The following is a 13918-nucleotide window of genomic DNA, read 5'->3' as shown; positions in this document are numbered from 1 at the left end:
TTTTACAACGCAATTCTCGGTTTTACCGTGTCACCTGCTTTGCCTTCTCAGGAGATTTAAATTGTCCGTTACCCGAAAACCGGATGCACGCAAGAAGAGCCGCTCCGGCCGAATCAAAATTCAGGACGTTGCACGGCTGGCGCAGGTATCGCTCAGCACCGTTTCCGGCGTGTTGAACGAAAAGGACAATATCCGTCCAGAGACGCGGCAGCGCGTACTGGACGTGATTGCACAGCTTGGCTACACGCCGAATATGTTCGCCAGCAATCTGGCGCGCCGCCGTACGAAGCTGATCGGCATTATCGTGTCCGATTTGCTGAACCCGTTCTTTGCGGAGATTGCCCGCGCTTTGGATATGCAGGCGCGCAAGCATGGCTACGAGACGTTTCTGACTTCTACGAACTTCAACCTGGAGCAGCAGGGTGAAGCGGTCCGTCAGATGATGTCGCTCCGCGTGGCTGGCATTGCGATGATGACCTCCGAGAATGATCCAGAAGCATTCTTCCAACTCAAAGCAAGCGGTACGCCTGCGGTCTACCTGGACAACAATCATTCTGCGCCAACCATCGGCACGGTGCGCGTAGACAAGCGCCACGGCATGTATGTGGCGGTGAAGCATCTGTTGGAGCTTGGCCACCGGCGCATTCTGTTGATCAAGAATTCGCAGCGCGATTCCACGGCACCGCCCATGTTTTCGCACATGGAGCGCCAGATCGGTTTTGAAGAAGCTCTGCATCAGTACAACGCCGCAGATATGGACGTGCATATCATCGACGAGCCGGGCGAGCCAGCCGCAGCGGGGCTCAGTGCCGTGGAGCGCGCGTTGAAGCATTACCAATTTACGGCGGTAGTTGCCATCAACGATCTGGTGGCTCTGGGTGCATTCCGCGCGTTACAGGCAGCAGGCTTGACGATCCCCAATGATGTTTCTGTGGTGGGATTCGATGACACCTACCTATGTCGCTTCCTGCATCCTCCGTTGACGACGGTGGCAACGCCTCGCAACGAGCTGGCCCACAGCGTTCTGGATATGTTGTTCCGCTACATTGACGGCGAAGAGCATGTGAACGAACCGACGCTATCGGCAAACATTGTCTTGCGTGAGTCGACGGCCCCGCCCGCGAAAGAATAGCCCGCACCCAGAGGAACGTTATGCGCCGCATCCTTGTGCTTTCATGCCTGCTGATGGGGGGCTTGTGCCTCCCCGCACAGACACACTCTGTTACACCGGGAGAGAGCGTGTTGTGGTATCGCCAGCCCGCTCCCATCTGGGACCATGCGTTGCCCATTGGCAACGGCAGGCTTGGCGCGATGGTGTTCGGTGGTGCAAATACCGGCGCGAACAATGGCGATCTGCAGGATGCGAAGGAAAATGCTGCACTGATGGATGGCAGCCAGACCTCGGCCGCCGATGAGCATCTGCAATTGAACGAAACCAGTGTGTGGCAGGGAAGCCGTACTGATCGGCTGAATCCCAAGGGGCGCGAATCGTTTCTTGAAGCGCGCCGACTGCTGCTTGAGTCCAAAGGCACGGACGGCGCAAAGATTGCAGCCGCGGAAAAACTTGCGCAGGAAGGCATGCTTGGTATTCCGATCAAGATGCCGGGGTACAGCACGCTGGGCGATCTTTATCTGCGCGCAATGAATCCGCAGACTGTCACAGACTATCGCCGTGAGCTCGATCTTCAGACAGGCGTGGCACGCGTAACGTACACCATGGGCGGCGTGCATTATGTGCGCGAGGTCTTCGCGTCCATTCCGCAACAACTGATCGTCATGCGGATTTCTGCTGACAAAAAAGGAGCGATCGGCTTCCGCGCCAGCATGGATCGGCCTGCGGACTTCGACGTCCGTACGCAGGGCAATGACACGCTGGTTCTGCGTGAAGGCACAAAACACGACGGCCAGATCCACTTTGCCGGTGAAGCGAAGTTCATAACCGTTGGTGGCTCGGCCAAAGCTGACGGCAAGCAGATTGTCGTATCAGGTGCGAACGCAGTAACCGTGCTCATCGCCGCAGCAACGGACTTCAAAGGTGGCCCGTTTGCAGGCGGAGATCCGGAAGAGCAATGCCAGCAGGCATTCCGCAAAGCAAACGGACTGACCTTCCTTGGCATGTTCGGAGCGCAGCAGGCGGTGTATCAACCGGTCTACCGGCGCATGTCGCTACAGTTGGGTTCGGGTGATCCGACAACCTCATCACTTCCAACGGACGAACGCGTAAAGCGTGTCAGTGCGGGTGCAGACGATCTTGGACTACAGCAGCTTTACTTTCAGTTTGGCCGCTATCTGTTGATCAGTTCGTCGCGCCCGGATGGCCTTCCTGCAAACCTGCAGGGGCTTTGGGCCGCGGGTGTCAACAATCCGTGGGGTTCGAAGTACACCATCAACGTGAATACCGAGATGAATTACTGGCTGGCCGAGCCCGCAGGTCTGTCGGATACGACCTTGCCGTTGATCAACCTCATCGACATGGTGCGCACGCCCTCCAGCGGCACTGGTATGCAGGTGGCGCAGAAGTATTACGGCGCGCGCGGGTTTGTGATTCATCACAACACCGATCTATGGGGCGATGCAGAGCCGATCGACGGATACCAGTACGGTATCTGGCCTATGGGCGGTGCGTGGCTGGCACTGCATGCGTGGGAACACTATGCCTTCACGCTGGACAATACGTTTCTTAAGCAGCGTGCATGGCCCATCCTGCATGATGCTTCGCAGTTCTATCTGGATTATCTGACCGATGATGGTTCCGGGCATCTAGTAACAGGACCGTCGCTTTCACCGGAGAACAAATACAAGCTGCCGGATGGGAAATCGCATTCACTGACCATGGGGCCAACCATGGACATGGAGATTGTCCGCGAACTGTTCACACGTACGTTGGATAGCGGCCGTCTGCTGCACGAAGATCCTGCATTTCTAAAACAGGTGGAGGACGCCAGAGCGAAGCTGTTGCCGTTCCAGGTGGGCAAGCTGGGGCAGTTACAGGAGTGGCCCCTCGATTACACCGAAGATGCTCCGGGGCACAGACACATCTCGCACCTGTGGGCTCTGTTTCCGGGAACGCAGATTTCTCTGGCACACACACCGGAGCTTGCAAAAGCAGCACGCATCACACTGGAGCGCCGACTTGCAAATGGTGGCGGCCAGACCGGATGGTCGCGCGCATGGGTAGTCAACTACTGGGACCATCTGCATGAAGGCGAGAAGGCGTATGAAAGCCTGCAGGTATTGTTCCGGCAATCGACCTTTCCGAATCTGATGGACACGCATCCTCCAGGAGTCTTCCAGATTGACGGCAATCTCGGTGCAGCCAACGGGATGCTCGAAGCGATTCTGCAATCACGATGGGGCGAAGATGGAGTAGAACTGGAGTTGCTTCCAGCATTGCCAAGGCAGTGGAGTTCTGGTGCGGTCACGGGTTTACGTGTACGCGGTGGTGCCAGCGTGAACATGCGTTGGAGCAACGGCAGAATTACTGCCATGAGCATCCATGCAGATGGTGATACGAATTTGCACCTGTTATTACCTACAGGTACCGCTGTTGCAGACGTCATAAGTCAGGGTAGGAAAATTGCTGTGACGGCGGGTGTGCTTCCGGTAAAGAAAAATCAAACATACGAAATAAAAATTCAATAAACACAACTGAAGCCCCGATGAGGGGCTTCAGTTCTTGCATCCAACAAACTTGCCAATCGCATATCGTTCACTGCGCAATCGCACAGGGGAACGTATGCTGTTAGCAACGGATCGGCAGGTCCGTGTATGGTTCTGGCGGTAAAGCATTTTCGCCCTTCGTAAACGGTCCCTTTTCTGTAAAGGAGTTTCGAATGTCCGGTACCACCCCCAGCAGCACTCCCCTTGAACAGGATGAACTTAAGAAGATCCATGCCTATTGGCTGGCCTGCAACTATCTTTCCGCAGGCATGATTTATCTGCGTGACAATCCCTTGCTGCGCGAACCGCTTAAGCCGGCACATATTAAGAATCGGCTGCTGGGCCACTGGGGCTCAGCCCCCGGACAGTCCTTCGTCTGGGTCCACCTGAACCGGTTGATTCGCAAGTATGACCTGGATGTGATGTTCGTCTCTGGACCTGGGCATGGCGCGCCCTCGACCCTGGCCAATAGCTATCTGGAAGGGCACTACTCCGAGATTTATCCCGATCGCACTCTGGACGATGCTGGAATGAAATTGTTCTTCCAGAAGTTCTCTTTCCCCGGGGGCATCGGTAGCCATTGCACGCCTGAGACGCCGGGGTCCATCCATGAAGGAGGAGAACTGGGATACAGCCTGTCGCACGCTTATGGCGCGGCGTTTGATAATCCTGAATTGATCGTTACGTGTGTTGTCGGTGATGGTGAAGCAGAAACGGGACCGTTAGCAACGTCATGGCATTCAAACAAATTTCTGAATCCGATTCGTGATGGCGCTGTGCTGCCGATTCTTCATCTCAACGGATACAAGATTGCAAATCCCACCATCCTTGCACGCATTCCGCATGAGGAGTTGGAGTGGCTGTTCCTGGGATTGGGATACAAGCCCTATTTTGTTGAAGGTTCCGATCCGGAGACGATGCATCAGGAGATGGCCGCCACGCTGGAGAAGAGCGTTCTGGAGATTCGTGCGATTCAAGATGCAGCTCGTGCCGCTGGAACATTTGAACGTCCTCGCTGGCCCATGATCGTGCTGCGTTCGCCAAAAGGATGGACGGGCCCGAAGGAAGTCAACGGCCACAAGGTGGAGGACTTCTGGCGTGCTCATCAGGTCCCTATTCTTGACCCTGTGACCAATCCGAAGAGCCTGACGCAAGTGGAAGACTGGCTCCGCAGTTACAAGCCAGAAGCGTTGTTTGATGAAACAGGACGCCTGCGTGCAGATCTGCGTGCCACCACACCTGAAGGTGATCGCCGCATCAGCGCAAATCGGCATGCGAATGGCGGCTTGATACGCCAGCCTTTGAATCTTCCCAACTTCTGCAACTATGCCGTGGAGGTGAAAAAGCCAGCGGCAGAGTACATCTCACCCACAGCCACATTGGCAAAGTTTCTGCGCGATGTGATGAAGCAGAACATGAAGACGTTTCGTGTCTTTGGCCCGGATGAAACGGCTTCGAACAAGCTCGATGGCATCTACGCCGCTTCTGAGAAAACATGGGTGGCGGAGTACAAACCGGAAGACGCTGATGGTACGGAGATTGCTCTCGATGGGCGTGTCATGGAGATGCTCAGCGAACATACGCTGGAAGGCTGGTTTGAGGGATATGTGCTGACCGGAAGACATGGCTTCTTCTCGACCTATGAAGCATTCGTCCACGTCATCGACTCCATGTTTAACCAGCACGCGAAGTGGTTGGAGAAGTCCAAGAAGGAATTAAGCTGGCGAGCACCTATCCCTTCGATCAATCTGCTGATTACATCGCTGGTATGGCGTCAGGATCACAATGGTTTCACACACCAGGACCCGGGGTTTCTGGACATTGTGACTAACAAGAGCGCGGATGTAGTCCGCATCTACCTGCCACCGGACGCGAACTGCCTCTTGAGCGTGGCGAATCATTGCCTGAAGTCAGTGGACTATTTCAACGTTATCGTCGCAGATAAACAGCCGCATCTCACGTACCTCACCATGGATGATGCGGTGAAGCATTGCACCAAAGGCATTGGTATCTGGGATTGGGCCAGCACTGACAATGGACAGGAGCCCGACGTGGTGCTGGCATGTGCCGGAGATGTGCCCACTATGGAGGCACTTGCTGCCGCGGCAATCCTGAAAGAAAAACTGCCAGACCTGAAGTTGCGCTTTGTAAATGTGGTCGATCTGTTTCGGCTTACGCCTCATACGGAACATCCACATGGCTTGACGGACCGTGACTTCGACTCACTGTTTACGCACAGCAAGCCAGTGATCTTCGCGTTTCACAGCTACGCGTCGCTGATTCATAAACTTGCATATCGTCGAACGAATCACGAGAACATCCATGTCCGCGGCTACAAGGAAAAGGGAAATATCAATACACCGCTGGAACTGGCCATCATCAATCAGATCGATCGTTTCAACCTTGCGATTGACGTGATTGATCGAGTGCCGCGTTTCCGCGATACCGCGGCGCACCTGAAAGACTGGCTCAAGAACGAGATTATTGAACACAAGAACTATGCCTACGCGGAAGGCATCGACCGCGAAGAGATTCGTAATTGGACATGGCCGGGTTAATGCGATGAATGCATCGCACAACGCTATCCTCACGCTGAATAGCGGCTCTTCATCGCTGAAGTTTGGAGTTTTCTCCAATTCAGGAAGCGATGAGGAACTGCTGTTGTCCGGTAGTGCTCAGGGAATTGGTCGCAGCGATGGCACTCTGCACATTCAGTCTGCCGATGGAACAACATTGCTGCAGCGTGAGGCTATTCACGAATCACAACCGGAAGCGTTACAGGCGATAGCAGCTTCTTTGCAGGACTATCTGCACGAAGACACCATTGCCGTTGGCCATCGTATTGTTCACGGTGGGCCGCACCTGCGAGAGCATCAACGCATCACACCGCAGCTTTTGCAGACACTGGACGCAGCCATTCATTTGGCGCCGCTGCACATCCCATCCGCGTTGCAGCTTGTACGACAGTCGCAGGAGATATTTTCCAGCGCAATTCATATCGCGTGTTTTGACACGGCGTTCCACCGCACGATGCCGCCGGTGGCAGCACATTTGCCCTTGCCCTCGCATTACTTTGAAGAGGGTGTAATGCGTTATGGCTTTCATGGCCTTTCGTACGAATCCATCGTGCATCATCTTGGCAGCGGTCTGCCGGAACGCACGGTGATGGCGCATCTTGGAAATGGCAGCAGCGTGACTGCGGTCTTTCGCGGCCAGTCGATTGATACCAGCATGGGCCTCACGCCAACCGGCGGTGTTGTGATGGGAACACGCACGGGCGATCTGGATCCGGGCGTTCTTCTTTACCTGATGCGCAAGGAAGCACTGGACGCTGACGCACTGGAGTCACTGGTGAACCGGCGTAGCGGACTCGCGGGATACAGCAATGGCGAAAGTGATATGCGTGCTCTACTACAGCGACGCGCTGCAGGGGATACTGGCGCTGCACTTGCCATCGACGCATTCTGTACAAGTGTTCGCAAAACCATTGGAGCCTATGCCGCGCTGATGAGAGGCATTGACCTGTTGATCTTTACTGGAGGCATCGGCGAACACAGCGACGATGTGCGCAATACCATTTGTGATGGCCTGTCCTTTCTGGGACTAACGCCGGATCGCATTGCCATTGTGCCCGCCCAGGAAGAGCTACAGATGGCGCGTCATTGCCGCACGATTCTTCAATAGGTGTTTTCAGCGGAAGCGATTTGTTTCTAACGAACGCAATTACGGCCACTGGATTTGGCTTCGTAGAGAGCTTGATCGGCCTGCTTCACTAACGTCTCCCATGGAGTGGCGCCCGCGGGGATGGAAGAGCAGGATCAATGGATGCAACGCCGAAGCTCATCGTGACATGTTGCAGGGGATGATCTTCATGTGGTTTGTTCATCTCCTCAACAGCAATACGCATCTGCTCAGCAACCAGCTTCGCGCCGTCCAATCCAGTGTTTGGCAGGACAGCGATGAACTCCTCGCCGCCATAGCGCCCCACCACGTCTTCCGGCCGCTTCACGGTGTGGCGTAATACGTGTGCAATCTCCCGCAGACAAACATCACCGGCTTGATGTCCATAGCGGTCGTTATATTTTTTGAAGAAATCGATGTCCGCCATAATCACGGCAATCATCTGCCTCTCGCGAAGGGCACCGCGGACCGAGCGAATCAGCAGTTCATCGAAGCTTCGTCTGTTAGCCAGGCCGGTCAGATAGTCTTGCCCCGCATAGATTTCCAGGCGGTGTTTTGCTTCCTGTAATGCACGCTTTGCATGAACTCGTTCGGTAATATCGACGAGGGCAACCGTCAGCCCGGTAATAGTGCTGGAGATGTCACGTAACGGCTTCACGATCATTTCGTACTGCATCCCATCCCACGCGATATCACGGTTCGGCACATTGCCGCCTGCCTCCAGGACAGCGAAATCATTTCCTTCCTTGCCGCTGTGCGATGGAGATAGAAAATCGCTAACCTTTCGACCAATCAATTCTTTTGGTGGAATGCCGCATAACAGTGCCATCGCATCGTTCGCATTTGCAAAACGAAGCTCGCGATCCACGACATACAGCGCAACCGGTGCGGAATCGTAGACTGCTTCCAACTGGTACTGTCGTGACCATAATGCGGTGACGTCACGATCAATGCCTCGGTAGCCTGCAAACTCGGCGTTCTTGTTGTAGATGGGGATACCGCTGGTTTCCAGAACAATGACGGTGCCATCCTTGCGCCGATTGCGATTGATCAGGCCGGAAAACCGTTCGCGATGCCTTGTTTTTGCGGCAAAGACAGCTCCAACGTTTGCCACTTCCTCCGGCAACATAAAATCCAAAGGAGTTCTACCGAGAATCTCTTCCGTCGAATATCCGAGAATTTCGGTTCCTACCGGAGAAGAGTAGACATAACGCCCTTCCGGGTTGACCTCCCAGATCCAGTCTGAGTTGAGGGAAACAATCTCCCGCAAGCGAGCCAGTTCATCCGCGGAATCGGAAGTGCTGCCTGGTGTCATCCGCTACTCCTTACATTTCCCATTGGGTGCGCCAACGTTGCTATTCGCACTCTTACACATAGACCCTGGTGAAGCAGAAGAACATGCGAAAGAGTCTGGTCAGGAAAGAAAGCCCAGTGGAGATCGACGTTCTAGTTTGGCGTTGGCTTTGAAACGCTATCCACCACGATCACATCCACCGGCATCTTGCCCGATTCCAGCTTTAGGCCGAACTCTTCGGAGAGTGCTGTGATCAGCGGTGGCGGCGCATCACCGTTGTCGGCCTGTGGCTGAGCCTTCAGTCCCATCTTGATCAGTTGATTGTCATCCATCTGGTATTTCAGCATCCCGCCGTAGCGCGTGGCGCCAAGCTCCGTTTGGTCCACGACTGGATGATCGAGGATATCGGACTGTAGAAGGCCGCAGAACTCCTTCATGGTTGCATTGTTGATGATCAATCGTCCGGGAGGAAGGCCGAAGCCTGGGATGTCGCCGGAGCCCGTGGGTGCGGGCTTCATCTTGATACCGCCCTTGGCCAGTGTCAGCGAATAGGCCGTCATGATGCGTTTTTCGACGTGGTACTTCAGGCCGTAGCGTTCCGTCATGAGTTTTGCGACCTCGCCCATGAACTGCTTCAGGGAAGGCTGGCCGGGCGTGTCTGGCTTAGCATCGATGTCGTATTTGTCCTGCGTGGCCCAGTCCGGCAGACCCACAATCTGTGCGGAGTTCAGGTTCAACGAGATGGTCATCATCTTTTCAAGGGTGAGTCCCTTGCCGATGAAGTTCCCGTGGTTCAGCAGGAATGCAAAACCCTTGTCGCCGGGCGCCTGGGGCTTGATGGTAGCGACTTCGAAGGATGGGGTGGCATTGGGATCCATCCTGGGCTGGGGCGGTGGAGGTTCAGGGATGGTCCACGCTGTTTCCGGCGTAGCCCGCACGAAGATCAGTGGCACCTTGTTGTCGCCCTGCGTGCGCGTGCCAGCAATGGTGTTTCCATCTGGCGATATCTTGCCCTCGTAGGTAATGAAGACACGTTCGATGTTGAGGCTCAGTGTTCCGTCGCTGAACGCGACTTTTTCGATCGGAATCGCCGGTGACTTTTGATCGATGAACCACATGGTTCCTTTCCAGCCGTTGGCCGCTTTTTCGATCTTTACGACCCATCGATTGTCCGTGCCGTTGGGCTGTCGCACCGCACCCTGCCATGTGCCATCGAGCTTTACCTGTGACGCTGTCTGCGCCGCGGCAACCGGCAGCGTCACCGAGGCTACGGGCAGCAACGAGCTGCAGGCGAGAACTACCGAACGAAACGGTACGGATAGGGAAAAGCGCATGCAGACCTCACAGAAAGCAGTTGTTGGAGGAAATCAGAACCATACTACGGTGTTCCCAGTGCAATGAATGCGAAATCGTGTGAGCCATGTCCAGTTATGGGAAATGAGGAACGCTATAGGGAGGGAAATTTCACGGCAAGCAAAAAAAAGCCCCTACCGACGATAGATTGCCGATAGGGGGGAGGCCAGTGACGCAACTTGTAGCGGCGGGATGTTGGCTCTACCGTCCGCGAACTTTAGGGCTTCTTGCCCACACATTGATTATGACTCAGAAATCTATGAGAAGTTGCATATTTCTACTTCATCTACAGTTTTTAGTAGAAATGGCGCTGTTTGGCGTTCTGGGAGGGGTTTAGAACACTTGATGGACCCCATTTGAAGCGAAAAAGCAGAAGCCGCGATGTCTCGCGGCTTCCGTTCTCCACTTTTTGGTAGGTAATGGGGCTACCAGCCGCGGGTCTGCATCAGTTCCTTCTCTTCGATGGCGAGGGCGGCAAGGCCTTTCATGCTGCCCAGAACCTGTTCGCTGACTTCCGCAAGAATCTTGGGATCGTCGAAGTGACGGGCTGCCTGCACGATGGCGGTGGCGCGGCTGACGGCCTCCTCGCGCTCCTTGGCATTGTTCTCCACGTCCAGAGGGGTAGCGCGCTCTTTCATGAAGATGCCGCTGCCGACAAAGACTGTTTCCGCACCGAGCTGCATCATGAGAGCCGCGTCTGCCGGGGTGGCAATGCCACCGGCGGAGAAGTTGGGGACGGGCAGCTTGCCGAGTTCCTTGACCAGACGGACAAGTTCGTAGGGCGCGCCGTGGGTCTTGGCGGCGTTGTACAGCTCGTCGTCTCCCATGACGGCAATCTGCTTGATCTCGCGGACCATGGTGCGCATGTGCTGCACGGCATGGACAACGTCGCCGGTGCCGGGTTCGCCCTTGGTGCGGATCATGGCTGCGCCTTCCGCGATGCGGCGAAGCGCTTCACCCAGGTTGCGAGCGCCGCAGACGAAAGGTGTGGTGAAGGCGTGCTTGTCGATGTGGAAGGTGTCGTCGGCAGGAGTGAGGACTTCGCTCTCGTCGATGAAGTCCACGCCGAGCTGCTGCAGGATCTGCGCTTCGGCGAAGTGGCCGATGCGCGCCTTTGCCATGACCGGGATGGAGACGGTGGCGATGATTTCCTTGATGAGCTTGGGATTGGCCATGCGGGCCACGCCGCCCTCGGCGCGAATCATGGCAGGGACGCGCTCAAGCGCCATGACGGAGACGGCGCCCGCTTCTTCGGCGATGCGAGCCTGCTCAACGTTCATGACGTCCATGATGACGCCGCCCTTGAGCATCTCGGCGAGGCCAGTCTTGAGCCGAAGGCCGGTTGACGCGTGGTTACCGTTGGAACAGGGCAGGTCAGCCATGGTAAATGCTCCTTGTAAGGGTGAACGTTTTCGATGAAGAGATGGAGATATATCCATTTTAACAGCGATACGCAGTTTGTTTCGTGCCCATGAAATCGCGGTTGCGTGTTTTCAGCTTCCCGGTGGAATTGACGTGGTGCGAGAGGGAAGCGACCCCTTCGGCTTCGCGTAGGATTTGCGCAAAGCGCAAATCCCCAGGTTAGCTTCGCGAACCTCGGGCACCCACTTTATCGCATGTAGGAGAGCGTGGATGGACGCATGGGCGTAGGCGTGAAGTTGCGTGTGCTATCAGTTTTCTTTTCCACCGGTGCAGAAGAGGACGCTTGAGCGGATTCGTCCGCTGAGGAGTGTGACTGCGCGTTTGGTTGCGCCGTTCGCTCCGTTGTGTGCAACGGGAGTTCGCCGTGGAGAACGGCGATGATGGCGTCGCCCCAGCGGGCGGCCTTGGCTGCGCCGATGCCGGAGACGTCTTCCAGGTCTTCGACGGAGCGCGGTGTATCGAGGACGATCTGGCGGAGGGTGCGGTCGCTGAAGATGACGAATGCCGGCTTCTTCATCTTCTTTGCTTCATCGGCGCGCCAGGCGCGGAGGGCTGCGTCGGCGATCTTCTGGTCAGCGGTGAGCGGGGTGTTTTCCTGCTCGCTCTTTTGCGATTTGGAGCGACTGCCAGAGGCTGCGCTTTTGGATTGGCTGCGGGAACGCTTGGACGGCAGGGCGGCAGTCTCCGTGACGTCGCGCATCTGGATGCCGGTGATGGGTTCGCCGTCGTTGGCTTCGCGGCCTTCGTGCGTGATGAGGGCGCGGCGATAGCTGATCTCTTTGCCCTCGGGATTGACGAAGGTTGCGGCTTCCAGCGTGAGGTAGCCGGCGCGGCCCAGGGCGTCGAGCAGGACGTCGAGTTCCTTGCGATTGAGTTCGTCGCGCGAGTAGAGCTCAGTGTGCAGCTTGCCGGTGGATTTTCCGTGGGGTGAAGCGGCGAGTTCGCGGAGGATCCGATGCATCTCGCGCAACTCAGAGATTGAGGGATCGCGGAAGGTTTGCGAGGAAGCGCGTTCGGGCGAACAGAAGTCGCAGAGGCCGCAGACGCGATTGTCTGACATATCGCCGAAGTGGCGGATGAGTGCGGACATGCGGCATTCAGCAGCGGAGGCGAAACGCATCATGGCGTCGATCTGGCCGCGGCGGAAGCTGACCTGCGTGTTGTAACGAGCCATCCATGCAGGTGAAGGATTTTCTGCGCGGGTGACGTTGCCGCCCATGTCGATCTGCGCGGCACCCTGTGCGAGCAGTTTGTCCAATGCAGGGCCGAAGACATCAAGGTCGAGACGGAGCTTGATGCGGAGGTCGTCGGCGTGGATAGGCTCGGTTTGCAGGGCAGTGGCAATGCGCGAGAGTGTGTCCGTGGGAGGGTAATCACGCTCCAGGAAGAAGTCGTGCATGCGGCGGTCGGCGAAGCTGTACATCAGGACGGAACGCGCTGGATTGCCGTCGCGTCCGGCGCGGCCGATCTCCTGATAGAAGCTCTCGACGGTGGAGGGCATGGCCATGTGAAGCACGGTGCGCACATCGGCTTTGTCGATACCCATGCCGAAGGCGATGGTGGCCACGACGACTTCGAGTTTTCCATCGAGGAAGCCGCGCTGCACCTTCTCGCGCGTGCCGGGTTCCAGGCCAGCGTGATAGGTGGCCGTGGGGAAATCACGGTTGAGTTCGCCGGCGATGGTCTCCGCGTCTTTGCGCGATGGTGCGTAGATGATTGCGGGGCGGCTTGTCGATTCGCTGAGGAGTTTGCGCGCCATCTCGGTGCGGCGTGGCTTGGAGACTTCCACAACTTCTACGGCGAGGTTGGTGCGGCGGAAGCCCTGGATAAATTCCGCGGCGTTGTTCAGCGCGAGTTCGGTGACGATGTCCTTCTGCACCTGCGGCGTTGCGGTCGCGGTTAACGCGATGATGGGCGCGGGGCGCAGGGCGTCGAGATGGGCGGCGAGGTTGCGGTAATCAGGACGGAAGTCATGGCCCCATTGCGAGATGCAGTGGGCTTCGTCAATGGCGATGAGTGAGGGCTTGCGCTTGGCAAGCATCGCACCGAAGCCGGGAACGCGGAAGCGCTCGGGCGCAATGAAAAGGAACTGGAGTTTGCCGTCGAGGTAGTCGCGGCAGACCTGACGGCTGGCTTCGCGGTCGAGGCCGGAGTGGATGCGACCCACTTGCAATCCAAGCGAAGTCAGCTTGTGCGCCTGGTCGTCCATGAGCGCGATCAGCGGCGAGATGACGAGTGCCGTGCCGCCGCGTGCGATAGCGGGGAGTTGATAGCAGAGGCTTTTGCCTGCGCCCGTCGGCATAACCAGAAGGACGTCGCGACCTTTGGTGGTCGCTTCGCAGACGGCCTGTTGGCTGGCTCGGAATTCACGGAATCCGAAGACGCTGTGGAGGAGCGATTCGAGGTCCGGAGATGGGGTGGACGGCTGCATCAGGAGTGGTGCTATTTTCGCACAATCTTCTCCCTGTTTTCAGAATGCGGTGGGCTGGGTTAGGCTGGTGCGCAAAG

Annotated in this window: 9 protein-coding genes; 4 read left to right on the top strand and 5 right to left on the bottom strand. The window is 56.6% G+C overall.

Annotated elements, in window-relative coordinates; translation table 11 throughout:
* Nucleotides 1-61: 61 nt before the first annotated feature.
* The 4 genes from AB6729_RS03960 (at nt 62) to AB6729_RS03945 (ending at nt 7344) form a co-directional block, all read left to right on the top strand.
* Complete coding sequence (locus AB6729_RS03960) at nt 62-1132, top strand: LacI family DNA-binding transcriptional regulator (RefSeq protein ID WP_371080260.1); 1071 nt, start codon at nt 62-64, stop codon at nt 1130-1132.
* A gap of 20 nt (nt 1133-1152) precedes the next feature.
* On the top strand, nt 1153-3642 hold the full coding sequence (locus AB6729_RS03955; RefSeq protein WP_371080259.1) for a glycoside hydrolase N-terminal domain-containing protein: 2490 nt from the start codon (nt 1153-1155) through the stop codon (nt 3640-3642).
* 191 nt (nt 3643-3833) lie between these two features.
* Complete coding sequence (locus AB6729_RS03950) at nt 3834-6218, top strand: phosphoketolase (protein ID WP_371080258.1); 2385 nt, start codon at nt 3834-3836, stop codon at nt 6216-6218.
* Between the two features lie 4 nt (nt 6219-6222).
* Nucleotides 6223-7344 carry an acetate/propionate family kinase gene (locus AB6729_RS03945; protein WP_371080257.1) on the top strand — a complete coding sequence of 374 codons (1122 nt, stop codon included), beginning with the start codon at nt 6223-6225 and terminating at the stop codon, nt 7342-7344.
* Between the two features lie 26 nt (nt 7345-7370).
* On the opposite strand, the gene AB6729_RS03940 is transcribed toward AB6729_RS03945, so the two are convergent.
* From AB6729_RS03940 to AB6729_RS03920, 5 genes are all read right to left on the bottom strand, one after another.
* On the bottom strand, nt 7371-7433 hold the full coding sequence (locus AB6729_RS03940; RefSeq protein ID WP_371081188.1) for a hypothetical protein: 63 nt from the start codon (nt 7431-7433) through the stop codon (nt 7371-7373).
* Nucleotides 7433-8656, bottom strand: a complete 1224-nt coding sequence (locus tag AB6729_RS03935) for a diguanylate cyclase (protein WP_371080256.1) — start codon at nt 8654-8656, stop codon at nt 7433-7435. The genes AB6729_RS03940 and AB6729_RS03935 overlap by 1 nt, the downstream gene beginning before the upstream one ends.
* A 131-nt stretch (nt 8657-8787) precedes the next feature.
* Complete coding sequence (locus AB6729_RS03930) at nt 8788-9969, bottom strand: TIGR03435 family protein (RefSeq protein ID WP_371080254.1); 1182 nt, start codon at nt 9967-9969, stop codon at nt 8788-8790.
* Nucleotides 9970-10413: 444 nt separating this feature from the next.
* The gene (pdxS, locus tag AB6729_RS03925; RefSeq protein ID WP_371080253.1) at nt 10414-11370 is read right to left on the bottom strand and encodes a pyridoxal 5'-phosphate synthase lyase subunit PdxS; all 957 of its coding nucleotides are present in this window, start codon (nt 11368-11370) and stop codon (nt 10414-10416) included.
* A gap of 227 nt (nt 11371-11597) precedes the next feature.
* Nucleotides 11598-13841: a RecQ family ATP-dependent DNA helicase gene (locus AB6729_RS03920; protein WP_371080252.1), complete on the bottom strand. Its 2244-nt coding sequence runs from the start codon at nt 13839-13841 to the stop codon at nt 11598-11600.
* Between the last annotated feature and the right edge of the window lie 77 nt (nt 13842-13918).

The sequence above is a fragment of the Terriglobus sp. RCC_193 genome (genome assembly GCF_041355105.1).
Taxonomy (GTDB): Bacteria; Acidobacteriota; Terriglobia; order Terriglobales; family Acidobacteriaceae; genus Terriglobus.
This window is presented reverse-complemented; position numbering and strand designations above follow the sequence as displayed.